This is a genomic window from Ruegeria sp. YTSA226 (genome assembly GCF_059609905.1).
On record NZ_JBXWMQ010000019.1, the window covers coordinates 21,594 to 37,685 of the forward strand.

Below are 16,092 nucleotides of genomic sequence, written 5' to 3' on the forward strand. Positions count from 1 at the left end.
GACGCCAAGCGCAAAAGCCCATATCGACCCCCATCCCTAAAGGGAATCAAGATCGCAGGCAGGATTCGTCCTAACTGCCCCGACCACCTCGAATAATACTGGGCCCTCTGGCGTCACTGCCACGGTCAAGTGTTGTGAAAAAAGGTTCCGGAGCTACGGAACCGCAACAAAAAGGAAAGTGACACGTGGCACGTATTGCCGGCGTAAACATCCCGACTGCAAAGCGGGTACCTATCGCCCTCACATATATCACCGGTATCGGCAACACCTCGGCGCAGGCCATCTGCGAAGCCGTAGGCATTGAAGCGCACCGTCGCGTCAATGAGCTGTCGGATTCCGAAGTTCTGGCCATCCGTGAACATATCGACGCTAACTTCACCGTTGAAGGTGACCTGCGTCGTGAAGTTCAGATGAACGTCAAGCGCCTGATGGATCTGGGCTGCTATCGCGGTCTGCGCCATCGTCGTAACCTGCCCGTTCGCGGTCAGCGTACTCACACCAACGCTCGTACCCGCAAAGGCCCCGCAAAGGCCATTGCCGGTAAGAAGAAATAAGGGGGGTCTGACTGATGGCACGCGAAAAGACTCGTACCAAGAAAAAAGAGCGCAAGAATATCGCATCGGGCGTCGCCCATGTGAATTCGACCTTCAACAACACCAAGATCCTGATCTCGGACGTGCAAGGCAACGCCATTGCATGGTCGTCGGCCGGGACCATGGGTTTCAAAGGGTCGCGTAAATCTACTCCGTATGCTGCTCAGATGGCTGCGGAAGACGCAGGCAAGAAAGCACAGGATCACGGCGTCAAGACGCTGGAAGTCGAAGTTCAGGGCCCCGGTTCGGGTCGTGAATCGGCTCTGCGTGCATTGGCTGCAGTGGGCTTCAACATCACGTCGATCCGTGACGTGACCCCGATCGCTCACAATGGTTGCCGTCCGCCGAAGCGCCGCCGCGTCTAAGCGAATTAGAATTGAGCTGGGGCCCGCATTTTCGCACGGCCCCAGCACGTCATTTTGAACCTCGGGCGTCTGCACCTTGTTGGTCATGGGGCGCGGACAGGAATGGAGGGATTACATGATCCACAAGAATTGGGCAGAATTGATCAAGCCAACCCAGCTGGAAAGCAAGCCGGGCAACGACCCTGCGCGCCAGGCAACGCTGGTTGCAGAACCGCTGGAGCGTGGCTTTGGTCTGACTCTGGGCAACGCACTGCGCCGCGTTCTGATGAGCTCGCTGCAAGGTGCGGCCATCACCAGCGTTCAGATCGACAACGTCCTGCACGAGTTCAGCTCGGTCGCGGGCGTGCGTGAAGACGTCACCGACATCATTTTGAATCTTAAGCAAGTCGCCCTGCGCATGGAGGTCGAAGGCCCCAAGCGTCTGTCGATCAATGCTAAAGGCCCGGCAATCGTCACCGCAGGCGACATCAGCGAAAGCGCTGGCATCGAAGTTCTGAACCGCGATCACGTCATCTGTCACCTGGATGATGGTGCCGACCTGTTCATGGAACTGACCGTCAACACCGGTAAGGGCTATGTCTCGGCTGAAAAGAACAAGCCAGAAGATGCGCCTATCGGCCTGATCCCGATCGACGCGATCTATTCGCCGGTTAAAAAGGTCGCCTATGATGTTCAGCCGACGCGTGAAGGTCAGGTTCTTGACTATGACAAGCTGACCCTGAAGATTGAGACTGACGGTTCGATCACCCCCGAGGACGCGTTGGCCTATGCCGCACGCATCCTGCAGGATCAGCTGTCGATCTTCGTCAACTTCGATGAGCCGGAATCGGCTGGTCGTCAGGACGAGGATGATGGTCTGGAGTTCAACCCGCTGCTGCTGAAGAAAGTAGATGAGTTGGAACTGTCTGTCCGTTCGGCAAACTGTCTGAAGAACGACAATATCGTCTACATTGGCGACCTGATCCAGAAGACCGAAGCTGAGATGCTGCGCACCCCGAACTTCGGCCGCAAGTCGCTGAACGAGATCAAAGAAGTGCTGTCCGGCATGGGTCTGCACCTTGGCATGGATGTCGAGGATTGGCCGCCCGACAACATCGAAGATCTGGCGAAGAAATTCGAAGACGCGTTTTAAGCGCGTCTTCCCAATGCCCGCGCTTGCGGGGAATGCACGGGCAATCATGCCCCAAGGAGAGCCGGTGACACGCATCGCCGGCCAGACAAAGCAAAACGCTGAAGAAGGAACTAGAAAATGCGTCACGCACGTGGTTACCGCCGCCTGAACCGTACTCATGAGCACCGCAAGGCTCTGTTTGCGAACATGGCTGGCTCGCTCATCGAACATGAGCAGATCAAAACAACTCTGCCCAAGGCAAAAGAACTGCGCCCGATCGTTGAAAAACTGATCACTCTAGGCAAGCGTGGGGACCTGCACGCCCGACGTCAGGCCGCATCGCAGCTGAAAGAAGACAAAGACGTCGCAAAGCTGTTCGAAATCCTGGGCCCCCGTTACGCCGAGCGTCAGGGCGGTTATGTCCGGATCCTGAAAGCAGGCTTCCGCTATGGCGACATGGCCCCGATGGCGATCATCGAATTCGTTGACCGCGATCTGGACGCCAAAGGCGCCGCAGACAAAGCGCGTACCGCCGCCGAAGAGGCCGCAGACGAAGAATAAGAAAGCCTGGCTTTCATGTGAAAACCCCCGTGTCTCGGACGTGGGGGTTTTTCTTATGGAGCCAGTCGCAAGTCCGCTCTGCTCTTGGTATGTGTCAGCTTTAGTCAGGGCCCGAGAAGCGTTTGCAAATGTCTGGTTGCTGCTTCGGCGCGCCTTGCCAAGGTTCCCGGATCGGGCTTTTTTGTGCGCCCGATCGCGCGCTGGATCTGAAGATCACCAATCAACAATCCCAAATACAAATCAACCACGTCCGAAATATCGTTGCTGACTAGCTCTCCATTGGTTCTGGCAGCTTCAAACAGCTGTGCCAGGAGAGGGGAAATTGTTTCCCGGCCTGCTTCTGACAAGGCTTTACCTAGTTGGCCGGTTGCGTCAGCTGCGGCCGCGCGATTCAGAGAAACCGCCTTCTCGCCCAATATGATATCCAGCAATACCGGTCCAAAGGCGTCGAGTGTTTCGATCGAGGCTTCACGCTGTGCAAGCGCGTTTTCAAGCAACGTTTTTGCTTCCGCAGCGTTTCGTGACACCATGGTGCGGAACAAGCCAAGCTTATCGCCATACCAGTTGTAGAGCGTTTCGTTTGAGCAGCGGGCACGTTTGGCGATGCTCAGCATCGAAGTTCCCGCGAAACCTTTTTCTGCGAGCAGTTCATAAGCCGCTGTTTCGATCTGTTCCTGCCGGGCAGTGCGTAGGTGATCTTTCAATCTGGCCTCCTGAATGGTGTTGACACTCAGCCGTACATTGGGTTACGGCTTAACGCAACCGTACACTTTGTTACGGAAAGAGGAGGCGAATTTGATTTATGAGAAAGATCGGGCGGCCAATGCTGCTTTGTTGACACTTATCGTTTTGCAGATCGTTATGCTGAGCGCTCTCTATGCCGGAGTACCGCCACATCCGCCCACAGCTACACCACTGTTTGGGATCGCGCCTTTTATTGGGGCCGCACTCAGCGCAGCCTGCGCTGCGATCCTCCTTGGCGCCACGGAAACAAAGGCCGGTATATGCCTGACACTTTTAGCAGCACTTCTTGCTTCGGTTTCCTTCGGACCGCAAAAGTACGCAGACGCGCAGTTTCCCCTGATCTGGCCCGCAGTACTCGTAGGGCAGGGTGCCATACTTACGCTTGTCGTTTTGGCATACAGATCGGTTCGCTTGAAACCGAGACAGCTCTGCTAATACCTAACCGTCTGACTATGAACGCCGTAGTCAGGCGGTCGGACATGTCAAATGTGGCTGGACTGGCTTAATCTTGTCAGGGTGGTGATGACTGAAGTCTAGCAGAAACTCCAATACCGCGCTTGCAAACCCAGACATCGCGCCGCATATCCAAAACAGTCCAAAAATTTTCGGGAACTATGATGCTTCGCGCCACGGCCTTCGCTTTATCGCTTTTGTCTGCCTCTGCCGCAGCGGAAACCAGGGTGCCACGTTCTCAGGCCGAAATCAGCCTAGGGTTTGCGCCGGTGGTGAAACAGGCCGCGCCAGCTGTGGTGAATATCTACGCCAAGATCGTGCGCGAAGGGCGCTCGAATTCACTGTTCTCTGACCCGTTCTTTCAGGATTTCTTTGGCGGCGGCTTTGGCGAACCGCGACCACGCGTTCAGAATTCACTGGGGTCCGGCGTGATCCTGACGGATGACGGCTATGTGGTCTCAAACTACCATGTCGTGGGTTCGGCGACCGAAATACGGGTCGTCACGACGGACCGGCGCGAGTTTTCGGCCGAGGTGGTTCTGGGCGATCAGGAAAGCGACATCGCCATTCTACGTCTGAAAGATGCCGAGGCGTTGCCTTCGATCGACATGCGGGATTCCGATTTGGTTGAGGTGGGTGAACTGGCTCTGGCCATCGGCAACCCGTTCGGCGTCGGGCAGACGGTATCATCGGGCATTATCTCGGGGTTGGCGCGGACCGGTACGGCCACGGGCAATGCGCGGGGCTATTTCATTCAGACGGACGCGGCGATCAATCCCGGCAATTCGGGCGGGGCGCTGATCGATGTAAACGGTGATCTGATTGGCATCAACACCTCGATCCTGACACGTTCTGGCGGATCGAACGGGATCGGTTTTGCCATCCCTGCCAATCTGGTTGCCGAATTCCTGCGGCAAGCGCAGGCCGGCAATGACAGTTTTGTCAGCCCCTGGGCCGGAATGGCCGGGCAGCACATGAGTGCGGATATCGCTGAGTCTCTGGGCTTGGTCATCCCGCAGGGTGTGGTGATTTCGGATCTCCATGCGCTCAGCCCGTTGGCCGAGGCAGGGTTGCAGGTTGGGGACGTCGTGACCCATGTCGACGGGGATGAGGTGAACTCGCCGGCAGAGATGAAATTCCGCATGTCAGTGGCCGGTGTGGGCGGCACGTCGGTGGTGACGCGACTGCGCGGCGAGGACCGAGCTGAACTTGAGGTCGCTTTGGTCAAAGCGCCCGAGGTTCCGGCAGCGGAAGTGACGACGCTGAACGATGAAACCGTGATGCCAGGCCTGACCGTGTCGCGGATCAACCCTGCTGTTATCGCGCGGCTGGGGCTTTTGCTGTCGCAGACGGGGGTGGTTGTGGTCGACGCGGGCCGCTATGGCGGTCGGTCCGGGCTGCGTCCGGGCGATGTGGTCGATGGGATAAACGGCGCGCGGGTCGAGCGACCTGCTGATGTCGTGAAGGCGCTGACCGATCCGGGGCGTCGGATCAATCTGGATATCCTCAGGGGCGGCCGGCCGGTTTCCTTGCGGTTCAGGCTGTGACCGGATGAGTGACCTTTTCGATACCGGGTCATCTGACCCTGCGCCGCCTGTACATCGCCCGCTGGCCGACAGATTGCGCCCGCAAACGCTGGCCGAGGTGATCGGGCAGGAACAGGTGTTGGGCCCGGATGCGCCTTTGGGCGTGATGCTGGCCTCGGGCAGTCTGTCGAGCCTGATATTCTGGGGGCCGCCCGGCGTCGGCAAGACCACGATCGCGCGGCTTCTAGCGCAAGAGACGGACCTGCATTTTGTGCAGATCAGTGCCATCTTTACTGGTGTTCCCGACCTGAAGAAAGTGTTCGAAGCTGCGAAGATCCGGCGTCAGAACGGGCAGGGGACGTTGCTGTTTGTTGACGAAATCCATCGCTTCAACAAGGCGCAGCAGGACGGGTTTCTGCCGCATATGGAGGATGGTACGATCCTCCTGGTCGGGGCGACCACGGAAAATCCATCGTTCGAGTTGAACGCCGCTGTGCTCAGTCGGGCACAAGTGCTGGTGCTGGAACGGCTCAGCCTGGCTGATCTTGAGCGTCTGACGCAGCGCGCTGAACAGGAATTGGACCGCGGGTTGCCGTTGGACCCTGCGGCCCGTGATGCGCTGCAGGAAATGGCCGATGGTGACGGGCGCGCGCTGTTGAACCTGATCGAGCAGGTTGCCGCGTGGAAAGTTGAGGGCCCGCTGGACCTTGAAGCCCTGTCGACCCGGCTCATGCGCCGTGCCGCGAAATACGACAAATCTGGAGATGAGCATTACAACCTGATCTCGGCCCTGCACAAATCGGTGCGAGGATCCGACCCCGATGCCGCCCTGTACTGGTTCGCGCGAATGCTGACAGGAGGCGAGGACCCAAGGTATTTGGCGCGCCGGATCACGCGAATGGCGGTCGAGGACATTGGTCTGGCTGATCCGCAGGCTCAGGCGATCTGTCTGCAGTCCTGGGAAACCTATGAGCGGCTGGGCAGTCCCGAAGGCGAGTTGGCTTTGGCGCAGGCGCTGGTCTATCTGGCTCTGGCTCCGAAATCGAACGGGGCCTATGTGGGCTACAAGGCAGCGATGCGCCTGGCCAAGCAATCAGGAAGTGAGCCGCCGCCCAAACATATTCTGAATGCACCAACCTCTTTGATGAAAGATCAGGGTTATGGTGCGGGCTATGCTTATGATCACGATGCCGAGGATGGGTTTTCTGGGCAGAACTACTTTCCCGAGTCCATATCGCGCCCTGTTCTCTATCAACCTGTCGAGCGTGGGTTTGAACGTGAGCTGAAGAAACGGTTGGACTACTTTGCCAAGCTGCGTTCGCAACGGAAACCAGACTAGCACCGGCTTGACTCTTTGGCCGATGCGCGCGACAGACGCGCATGTTTTCTGGGACAATGTTTACAGCGTGGTCCGGGCGGGTCTGCCGCGCGGCGCAAGGGGCAATGGCATGAGTGGCGTGCAGATGATTACGGTTGCGGATGGGGATGGCGATCAGCGGGTGGACCGCTGGCTGCGGCGTCTGTTTCCGCATGTCAGCCAGGGGCGCATCGAGAAAATGTGCCGCAAGGGCGAACTGCGTGTGGATGGCGGACGGGCCAAGGCCTCGACCCGGCTTGAGGTCGGCCAGGTTGTACGCGTGCCACCTCTGCCGGATGCGGACCACAAACCGGTCGAGGTGAAACCGCGGATCACAGATGCGGATGCCGAGATGATGCAGGCTTGCGTGATTTATCGCGATGATCACGTGATCGCGCTGAACAAACCGCAAGGCTTGCCGGTGCAAGGCGGCAGCGGCCAGACCCGGCATGTGGACGGCCTGTCCGAGGCGCTGCGCTTTGGATATGACGAAAACCCCCGATTGGTGCACCGACTGGACAAGGATACCTCGGGCGTGCTGTTGCTGGCCCGCACACGCGAGGCCGCCAAAGCACTGACCGCCGCTTTCCGTCACCGGGACACGCGCAAGATATATTGGGCCCTGGTCGCTGGGGTGCCGACCCCTTATCTGGGCGAGATCAAGACCGGTTTGGTCAAGGCCCCGGGCCATGGCAGCCAGGGCGAGGGCGAAAAGATGATCCCCGTTCATCTGAACGAAATCAACGACACGCCAGGCGCGAAGCGGGCCCATACACTTTACGCTACGCTATACCGCGTGGCTGGACGCGCCGCCTGGGTCGCGATGGAGCCGATCACCGGCCGCACCCATCAGTTGCGTGCGCATATGGCAGCGATTGGGCACCCAATCATCGGGGATGGAAAATACGGCGGTTCGGGTCAAGAGAACCTTGGCGATGGCTGGGGTGCGCAGTTGGGCGGTGTGATCAGCAAAAAGCTGCACCTGCATGCACGGCAGGCTTCGTTTCAGCACCCGGTGACGCGTAAGAAGATCACTGTTACCGCACCCTTGCCTGATCATATGAAACACAGCTGGGACACATTCGGATGGGCCGAAGACCTGGCTGCGGATGATCCGTTCGAGTCTTTGCAATGAGCAGACCCTTGCGTCTGGTACTATTTGATGTGGACGGTACCCTGGTCGATAGCCAGGGCAGCATTATCGCGGCCATGACCGCCAGCTTTGATGCCTTGTCTCTTCCGGTACCGGATAGGGCGGGGATCTTGTCCATAGTCGGATTATCTCTGCCACAAGCCATGGCACAGTTGGTGCCCGAGTGTTCTGCTGTGGATCAGGCGCGGTTGGTAAAGGGCTATAAACAGGCCTATCACGCACATCGGCTGGAACAGGGAATGGCCAGTTCGCCGCTCTACCCCGGAGCCCGTGAGGTTATCGAGGCACTGCATGCAATCCCCGAGATGTTGCTGGGCGTGGCGACAGGCAAATCGCAACGTGGTCTGGATGCTTTGATCGAAGGTCACGGTCTGCAAGGCTATTTCGTGACCCGGCAGGTCGCAGATCACCACCCGTCAAAACCGCATCCTTCGATGATCGACACGGCTAGGGCCGAAACCTGCGTCGATGCGGTTGATACTGTCATGATCGGGGATACCCGATTCGACATGGATATGGCCGCCGCCGCCGGTGTCACGGGAATTGGCGTCACCTGGGGGTATCACGAACGGCCTGCCCTGGCCGCTGCCTCTCGTATTATCGAAACGTTTGACCAGTTGCCGGGCGCACTGGACGATATCTGGACCTGAAGACATGAGTGACTGGAAACCGAAACGATTTTGGACTGCATGTCAGGTGGTTGAGGCCGATGGCGGATTTACGGTCGAACTGGACGGTCGTCGGGTCAAAACACCTGCGCGGGCCGGACTGATCCTGCCGACCTTGCCGATGGCTCAGGCCGTTGCGGCCGAATGGGACGCGCAGGAAGAACAGGTTGACCCAGGGACGATGCCCTACACGCGTTCGGCCAATGCAGCCATCGACAAGGTACTGATTCAGCACGCCGAAGTTGCAGACATGCTGGCCGATTATGGCGATTCGGATTTGCTGTGCTATCGCGCCGCTCACCCGCAAGAGTTGCAGCAGCGGCAAGCTGAGCAGTGGGACCCGGTGTTGGACTGGGCCGCGGAAGCCATGTCGGTTCGCCTGCAGCCCGTCACAGGTATCCTGCATCAGCCGCAAGACGTGGCGGCGCTGGATCAGTTGCGCCGGCGAGTGCATGATTTCAACAACTTCCAACTGGCTGCCTTCCACGATCTGGTCAGCCTTTCGGGCTCGTTGATCCTTGGGTTTGCGGCCACTTCCGATTGGTGTGATGCGCAAGAGATCTGGCGGATTTCGCGGTTGGACGAGCAGTGGCAAATCGAACAATGGGGCCATGACGACGAGGCGCATGAAGCAGCCGAAGTCAAACGTTCTGCCTTTTTACACGCTAAACGCTTCTACGACGTCTCTGATTGATCTTAGATTTCTGAATTTTTACCGCTCTGATGGACATCTGTGAGTTGATCCATCGTTTTCCCTGATCCGACCCTTGACGTTTGTTTATGAATGCGACCAAACTCGTGCGCACTAAAGGGGAGACACCTTTGGGGAAACCTTTCTGGTACCTGAGGTGCCGGATAGAACCGTCCCTGAACGGGATGGACAATCAGGAAGAGGTAAAAATGAAAAAATCCGTAATCTTGGGCGCGGCCACAGTTGCCGGTCTGGCCGCAGGCGCAGCCATGGCGGGAACCGTGGACGACGTCAAGGCGCGCGGTAAGCTGAACTGCGGTGTGACCACCGGTCTGGTCGGCTTTGCCGCGCCCGACGCAAATGGTGAATGGCAGGGCTTTGACGTTTCGTTGTGCCGCGCCGTTGCCGCTGCGGTTCTGGGTGACGCAAGCGCCGTTGAATTCGTTCCGACCACAGGTAAGACACGCTTTACCGCGCTGGCTTCGGGCGAAATCGACATGCTGGCCCGGAACACCACCTGGACCTTCAGCCGCGACGTAGACCTGAAGTTCGAATTCGTCGGTGTAAACTATTACGACGGTCAGGGCTTTATGGTTCCCAAAGCGCTGGGCGTAAGCTCGGCCAAGGAACTGGACGGCGCGACTGTCTGCATCCAGACCGGCACCACCACCGAGCTGAACCTGGCGGATTTCTTCCGCTCGAACAACATCAGCTACGAGCCGGTTCCGATCGAAACCAACGCAGAAGCGCAGCAGCAGTATCTGGCTGGCGCATGTGACGTCTACACCACCGACGCATCGGGCCTGGCCGCAACTCGCGCCACGTTCGAAAACCCCGGTGATCACATCCTGCTGCCCGAAATCATCTCGAAAGAGCCGCTGGGCCCGCTGGTCCGTCATGGCGACCACGAGTGGGGCGACGTTGTTCGCTGGACACTGAACGCACTGGTTTCGGCTGAAGAGCTGGGTGTGACCTCGGCGAACATCGACGAGATGTCTGCTGGCACCGACAACCCCGAAGTGAACCGTCTGCTGGGCAGCGAAGGCACTCTGGGTGAGATGCTGGGTCTGGACGCACAGTGGGCAATGCGCGCTATCAAGGCGGGTGGTAACTATGGTGAGGTCTTTGCCAAGAACATCGGTGAAGAAACGCCAATCGGTCTGGCACGCGGCCTGAACGGTCAGTGGACCGATGGCGGCCTGCTGTACTCGCCGCCGTTCCGCTAATATCCATTGAAGAGGGCGCAGTTCATCCTGCGCCCTTTTTCAATCCATAAGAAACAGTCCCGGTTAGATTGAACAGAGATCAACTCTGTCTGCGAATAACGGGATGACACGGGGATATACATAGGTCATGTCGACTCTCACTGACCCGCCAAAGGAGCAGTTCCGGCTGTCCATGCTCCTTTACGATACGCGGTACCGATCTGCGACCATCCAGGTCATTGCAATGATCGGTTTCATGCTTTTGGCAGCCTGGATCATTTCCAACACCATTCAGAACCTCGAAGCACTTGGTAAACCCGTAGAATTCGGGTTCTTCGGCGAACCTGCAAGTTACGATATCAACCAACGCCTGCTGGAATACGATTCTCGAGACAGCCACTTGCGTGCTGGGTTTATCGGATTGCTTAACACACTTGTTGTTGCAGTTCTCGGCTGTATCACGGCGACAATTATCGGTGTTTTCGTTGGTGTATTACGACTTTCCAACAACTGGTTGATCGCGCGGATCATGACTGTTTATGTCGAGATGTTCCGTAACGTGCCTGTGCTGCTTTGGATCGTTCTGGCTATGGCCATTCTGATCGAAGGTTTACCGGCACCCAATGCATTCCGAGGCGAAACCCCGACGGCCACGATGGATTTTTTCAACTCTGTCGCCGTCACCAATCGCGGTGTCTATATCCCAGAGCTCCTGTTTTCACGCAGTCTTGGCGATATCCACTTGTTTGGTGCGTCCAGCTTACGCTTCGACATTTCATTGGATCTGGTCGCCTTTCTGGTCGTTTTGGCGGGCAGCATTTTTGTGATGCGCAAAGTATCCGCTAATGCCGCTGCAAAACAGGAAGCAACTGGTGATCGCCCAACCATCTGGCACATTCAGTTGGGTATACTGTTTGTGCCGATGTTGATCCTGCTGACTGCGTTGGGATTCCATTTGGGATACCCGGAACTGAAAGGGTTCAACTTCAAAGGCGGCACCCATTTGCGGAACTCGCTTATCGCATTGTGGTTGGCCCTGTCCCTTTACACTGCAGCTTTCATCGCTGAGATCGTGCGGGCCGGAATTCTCGCCATTTCCAAGGGGCAGACCGAGGCCGCCGCCGCGCTGGGTATACGCCCGAGCCGGATTATGCGTCTGGTGATCCTGCCGCAAGCGTTGCGCGTGATCATCCCGCCAATGATCTCGAACTACCTGAACCTGACCAAGAACTCGTCTCTGGCGATTGCGGTGGGATATATGGATATCACAGGTACCCTGGGTGGCATCACCATGAACCAAACCGGCCGCGAGCTGGAATGCGTTCTACTGCTGATGCTGGTCTATCTGTGCATCTCGCTGAGCATCTCGGCAGTGATGAACTGGTACAACAATAGTGTCAAATTGGTGGAGCGGTAATATGAGTGATGTTTCATTTGTCCGCGCGGAAATGTTGCCGGAGAAAGCGCCACCAGCGTCCGAAGTGGGAATAGTAGGTTGGGTTAAGCACAATCTGTTTTCTGGTTGGTTCAATTCGATCCTGACTTTGGTTTCGCTCTATGCGATCTACTATGTGTTGTCGGGCGTTCTGCCATGGACGTTCCAATCCGTCTGGAATGCCAATTCACTGACTGAGTGCCGTGAGATCATGATGGCAACCTGGGGAGACACCCATGGTCATGCTTGCTGGGCTGTCATCAATGATCGCTGGCTGCAGCTGTTGTTCGGATTCTACCCGAGCCATCTGTACTGGCGGCCGATTCTGGCGCTTGTTCTGTTGCTGGTTGCGCTGGCACCAGTGCTGTATTCGGACCGTGTTCCGAGCAAGTTGCTGATCTTTAGCGCGATCTACCCCTTCCTGATGCCTTGGTTGATGTGGGGTGGTACCATCTGGGGGCCATTGTCGGCGGCACTTGGATTTGTTGCCGGCTGGGCCGTCTACACCGTCGTCAGCAAGCAACAAAGCGAATTGCTCGGGATGATCGGTGGTGCAGTGGCTGCATTGATCTGGTGGCTGTTTCTATCGAGCTACTTCGTTGGTGCCATGGATTCGATCCTGCCGATCGGTATCGAAGCCGTGCAAAGTCGTCAGTTCGGTGGTTTCATGCTGGCGATCCTGCTGGGTGTTGTGGCCATCGGTGTCTCGCTGCCGATTGGTATCGTGTTGGCGCTGGGCCGTCAGTCGGACCTTCTTATCGTCAAATACATGTGTGTGGGCTTTATCGAGTTCATTCGCGGCGTACCGCTGATCACGCTACTGTTCGTGGCCTCGCTGCTGTTGAACCTGTTCCTGCCACCAGGCACCAATTTTGACATCATCCTGCGGGTGATGATCATGATGACCCTGTTCTCAGCCGCCTATATGGCCGAAGTGATCCGGGGTGGCCTGGCTGCATTGCCACGCGGTCAGTACGAGGGCGCCGACAGTTTGGGCCTGAACTACTGGCAGGCACAGCGTTTGATCATCATGCCGCAAGCCCTGAAAATCTCAATTCCGGGCATCGTGAGCACATTCATCGGGATCTTCAAGGATACGGTTCTGGTGTCGATCATCGGACTGTTCGACGTGCTTGGCCTTGCCAACGCGATCCGCGCTGATACCGCTTGGAACGGCATCTACTGGGAACTGTTCGCTTTTATCGGCGCGCTGTTCTTCGTCGTCTGCTTCTCCATGTCCCGTTATTCCATGTATCTGGAGCGCAAGCTTCAGACTGGCCATCGTTAAGGAGTTCAACACATGTCTGAACTTGCAATAGACCGCGAAATCGACCGATCCAAGATGCAGGTGAGCGACGAGGTCGCCATCGAAATCAACAACATGAACAAGTGGTATGGGTCTTTCCATGTGCTGCGCGACATCAATTTGACCGTCAATCAGGGCGAGAGGATTGTTATCGCGGGGCCGTCAGGGTCGGGTAAGTCCACCCTGATCCGCTGTCTGAACGCGCTGGAGGAACACCAGCAAGGCACGATCATGGTGGATGGGACGGAACTGTCGAATGACCTGAAAAACATCGACAAGATCCGGTCCGAGGTCGGGATGGTGTTCCAGCACTTCAACCTCTTCCCGCATCTGACCATTCTGGAAAACTGTACGCTGGCCCCGATCTGGGTGCGCAAGACGCCCAGGAAAGAGGCTGAAGAGCGTGCGATGCACTTCCTAGAGAAGGTGAAAATCCCAGAACAGGCCGACAAGTATCCTGGTCAGCTTTCGGGTGGTCAGCAGCAGCGTGTGGCGATTGCCCGTTCGCTCTGCATGATGCCGCGGATCATGTTGTTCGATGAACCTACATCGGCGCTGGACCCTGAGATGATCAAAGAGGTGCTCGACACTATGATCGAGCTGGCCGAAGAAGGCATGACCATGCTTTGTGTGACCCACGAGATGGGTTTTGCCCGTCAGGTCGCCAACCGCGTGATCTTTATGGATGCCGGTCAGATTGTGGAACAGAACGAACCAGAAGAGTTCTTCAACAACCCACAAAGCGAGCGGACCAAGCTGTTCCTGAGCCAGATTTTGGGTCACTGATCCCGATCGGAAGAACCATGAAAGGCGGGGTTTTTGCCCCGCCTTTTTTACTCCGGCAACTCGCGTGGAATGACGAACCCCAAGACATCCCCACTGTGCCACCGAAGCGCGGCCCAGGAGTTGATCTCGAACTGTATGACTGTTGTTGCGCAGGTCGGGTAGTCATCGAAACGGCCGTGATCTGGCGCCTGCCGCACAAGCTGTCTGGCGAATTCAGCGATCCCGGGGTTGTGGCCCAGCATCAGCACGGTTTGGCCAGAAGCCTGCGACAGGGCCCGCATCATGAGATCGGGACCGGCCAGATACAGCGAGCGTTCGAACTGGATCAGATCGGCCTGCAGCCCCATTCGATCCCACGTCTCGCGGGTTCTGAGGGCGGTAGAGCTGAGCACCTCATTCGGTAGCCAGCCATTCCTGAGTAGCCAGCCGGACACAGCAGGTGCCGAGCAGCGTCCACGTTTGTTCAGTGGCCGATCATGATCGCTGAGCGTCGGCTCATCCCAACTGGATTTGGCATGGCGGGTCAGGATCAGAGTGCGAGTCATGACGGGTGAAAAGACCTCATGTGGTGGGCGGACTGTTCTGGGTCCCGCCCGGCCCCGGGGCTGAGAGGGCAGGCCAGGCGCGCAAGGCAGCCACCGGTCATGCAGGTTTGGCCCTGCTCTGTGTTCAGATGCCCGTGGCAGGCCTCAACGTCATAGAAGCTGTGGGTGTTCAGGGCCCCGACTGGGCAGGTCTGAGCGCAAGGGGCATCGCATGTAACACAGGGCGATGAATTATGGGCACCGGGAATCTCGAATTCCTGATCAAAATGCAGCGCGCCGCGATACGAGATCATCATACCGACCGTGTCATGCACCAAGGCGCCAACCGGGCTGCTGAATGTACGCCCCGATTTCAGCGCCCAGTCGATAAACGGCACATAGGGTGGGCCACCGAATGGGAAATAGGCTTGACCCCCCAAATCCTGCGCCATCTGATTGACGACGCGGTACGACCACCGGTCAACAGGGTCGGGACCTTGCCATTCAGGGGCTGATTTCAAAACAGGCCAGAACGTGGGCCCTGCACCTAGCAGGATCAGGGTGCCGCTGTCCAATTGCTTGGCATTAGCGCGCCCAGGATGTAACGCACCCATCACGATAAGCCCAACCTCAGCAGCCGCGCTGTCGACACGTTGATAAATGTTCGGGGAAGGTGCGGTTTGAACTGTCATGTCACCTCCGTCGCAGTCGATCAATCGGGTCGGATCAGCGACCCAGCTCCGTGTTCGGTGAACAGTTCCAGTAGCACCGCATTGGGCGCGCGCCCATCCAGAATGACTACGGCCCGCACCCCACTATGCAGTGCGTCCAGCGCCGTTTCGGTCTTGGGGATCATTCCGCCTGCGATGGTCCCGTCCAGGGTCATCTCGCGGATCTGACCGGCTTTTAGCTCGGTCACGACCTCTCCGGCAGCGTTCTTGACGCCTGATACGTCGGTCAGCAACAGAAGACGGTCTGCCTTCAAGGCCGAGGCGATGGCACCGGCGGCGGTGTCACCGTTGACGTTGAACGTCTCACCTTCGCGCCCGGCGCCCAGAGGCGCAATTACCGGGATCACGTCATGCGTAAACAGATCGTGCAGGATTTCGGGTTTCATCTCGGAAGGAGAGCCAACAAACCCCAGCGAGGCATCGGTTTGATCACAGATCATCAAGTTGGCGTCCTTGCCCGACAGGCCAACCGCAGTCCCTCCCTGTCCGTTGATGGCCTGAACAATGCGTTTGTTCACGAGGCCCGAGAGCACCATCTCGACCACTTCGACAGTCGCCTTGTCCGTCACACGCTTACCGTTCACGAAATCGGATTGGATATCGAGCTTGTCCAGCATCGCGTTGATCATGGGACCGCCGCCATGTACCACAACCGGGTTGATGCCCACCTGGCGCATCAGAACCACGTCACGGGCAAAGCTTTCCATCGCTTCATCGCTGCCCATGGCGTGCCCGCCCAGCTTGATGACGACAATGGCCCCGTCATAGCGCTGCAGATAGGGCAGTGCGCTGTTCAATGTGGCGGCGGTGGCGATCCAATCCCGGTTCATATCTCTTGTCTTCATGGCTAAGGTCCCTCTGGCCCACCGTGTTAGGGCCTTTG

The 16,092-nt window shown here is 57.6% G+C and carries 17 protein-coding genes; 13 read left to right on the top strand and 4 right to left on the bottom strand.

Features of this window, described 5'->3' with window-relative positions; genetic code table 11:
- Positions 1-185: 185 nt before the first annotated feature.
- The 4 genes from rpsM to rplQ all read left to right on the top strand — a co-directional run bounded on the left by rpsM (position 186) and on the right by rplQ (position 2,630).
- Positions 186-554: a 30S ribosomal protein S13 gene (gene rpsM / locus AC2FFF_RS17695; protein WP_142639766.1), complete on the top strand. Its 369-nt coding sequence runs from the start codon at positions 186-188 to the stop codon at positions 552-554.
- A 14-nt stretch (positions 555-568) separates the two neighbouring features.
- On the top strand, positions 569-958 hold the full coding sequence (rpsK, locus tag AC2FFF_RS17700; protein WP_037311698.1) for a 30S ribosomal protein S11: 390 nt from the start codon (positions 569-571) through the stop codon (positions 956-958).
- A gap of 115 nt (positions 959-1,073) precedes the next feature.
- The gene (locus tag AC2FFF_RS17705; RefSeq protein ID WP_142639763.1) at positions 1,074-2,090 is read left to right on the top strand and encodes a DNA-directed RNA polymerase subunit alpha; all 1,017 of its coding nucleotides are present in this window, start codon (positions 1,074-1,076) and stop codon (positions 2,088-2,090) included.
- A 117-nt stretch (positions 2,091-2,207) separates the two neighbouring features.
- The gene (gene rplQ, locus AC2FFF_RS17710; protein ID WP_142639761.1) at positions 2,208-2,630 is read left to right on the top strand and encodes a 50S ribosomal protein L17; all 423 of its coding nucleotides are present in this window, start codon (positions 2,208-2,210) and stop codon (positions 2,628-2,630) included.
- 104 nt (positions 2,631-2,734) lie between these two features.
- Here rplQ and AC2FFF_RS17715 read toward each other — a convergent pair whose 3' ends face one another.
- Positions 2,735-3,334 carry a TetR/AcrR family transcriptional regulator gene (locus AC2FFF_RS17715; protein WP_281973752.1) on the bottom strand — a complete coding sequence of 200 codons (600 nt, stop codon included), beginning with the start codon at positions 3,332-3,334 and terminating at the stop codon, positions 2,735-2,737.
- Positions 3,335-3,991: 657 nt separating this feature from the next.
- Here AC2FFF_RS17715 and AC2FFF_RS17720 point away from each other — a divergent pair.
- The 9 genes from AC2FFF_RS17720 to AC2FFF_RS17760 all read left to right on the top strand — a co-directional run bounded on the left by AC2FFF_RS17720 (position 3,992) and on the right by AC2FFF_RS17760 (position 13,954).
- Positions 3,992-5,374, top strand: a complete 1,383-nt coding sequence (locus AC2FFF_RS17720; RefSeq protein WP_281973751.1) for a trypsin-like peptidase domain-containing protein — start codon at positions 3,992-3,994, stop codon at positions 5,372-5,374.
- 4 nt (positions 5,375-5,378) lie between these two features.
- Positions 5,379-6,692, top strand: coding sequence for a replication-associated recombination protein A (locus AC2FFF_RS17725; protein ID WP_281973750.1), 1,314 nt, complete (start codon positions 5,379-5,381; stop codon positions 6,690-6,692).
- Between the two features lie 109 nt (positions 6,693-6,801).
- Entirely contained in the window at positions 6,802-7,845 is a 1,044-nt protein-coding gene (locus AC2FFF_RS17730) for an RluA family pseudouridine synthase (RefSeq protein ID WP_281973760.1), read from the top strand.
- Positions 7,842-8,513: an HAD-IA family hydrolase gene (locus AC2FFF_RS17735; RefSeq protein ID WP_496883019.1), complete on the top strand. Its 672-nt coding sequence runs from the start codon at positions 7,842-7,844 to the stop codon at positions 8,511-8,513. The genes AC2FFF_RS17730 and AC2FFF_RS17735 overlap by 4 nt, the downstream gene beginning before the upstream one ends.
- Positions 8,514-8,517: 4 nt before the next feature.
- Positions 8,518-9,225, top strand: a complete 708-nt coding sequence (locus AC2FFF_RS17740; protein ID WP_281973748.1) for an ATP12 family chaperone protein — start codon at positions 8,518-8,520, stop codon at positions 9,223-9,225.
- A gap of 206 nt (positions 9,226-9,431) precedes the next feature.
- The gene (locus tag AC2FFF_RS17745; protein WP_142639749.1) at positions 9,432-10,448 is read left to right on the top strand and encodes an amino acid ABC transporter substrate-binding protein; all 1,017 of its coding nucleotides are present in this window, start codon (positions 9,432-9,434) and stop codon (positions 10,446-10,448) included.
- A 127-nt stretch (positions 10,449-10,575) separates the two neighbouring features.
- On the top strand, positions 10,576-11,844 hold the full coding sequence (locus AC2FFF_RS17750; protein WP_142639747.1) for an amino acid ABC transporter permease: 1,269 nt from the start codon (positions 10,576-10,578) through the stop codon (positions 11,842-11,844).
- Between the two features lies 1 nt (position 11,845).
- Positions 11,846-13,150 carry an amino acid ABC transporter permease gene (locus tag AC2FFF_RS17755; protein WP_142639745.1) on the top strand — a complete coding sequence of 435 codons (1,305 nt, stop codon included), beginning with the start codon at positions 11,846-11,848 and terminating at the stop codon, positions 13,148-13,150.
- 12 nt (positions 13,151-13,162) lie between these two features.
- Entirely contained in the window at positions 13,163-13,954 is a 792-nt protein-coding gene (locus AC2FFF_RS17760; protein WP_142639743.1) for an amino acid ABC transporter ATP-binding protein, read from the top strand.
- 47 nt (positions 13,955-14,001) lie between these two features.
- Here AC2FFF_RS17760 and AC2FFF_RS17765 read toward each other — a convergent pair whose 3' ends face one another.
- The 3 genes from AC2FFF_RS17765 to argB are packed head-to-tail and all read right to left on the bottom strand — an operon-like array spanning position 14,002 to position 16,054.
- Positions 14,002-14,499 (bottom strand): SixA phosphatase family protein, encoded by a 498-nt coding sequence (locus AC2FFF_RS17765; protein ID WP_271951999.1) that lies wholly within the window; start codon positions 14,497-14,499, stop codon positions 14,002-14,004.
- Entirely contained in the window at positions 14,496-15,170 is a 675-nt protein-coding gene (locus AC2FFF_RS17770; RefSeq protein ID WP_271952001.1) for a ferredoxin, read from the bottom strand. The genes AC2FFF_RS17765 and AC2FFF_RS17770 overlap by 4 nt, the downstream gene beginning before the upstream one ends.
- A 20-nt stretch (positions 15,171-15,190) precedes the next feature.
- Entirely contained in the window at positions 15,191-16,054 is an 864-nt protein-coding gene (argB, locus tag AC2FFF_RS17775) for an acetylglutamate kinase (RefSeq protein WP_142639737.1), read from the bottom strand.
- Between the last annotated feature and the right edge of the window lie 38 nt (positions 16,055-16,092).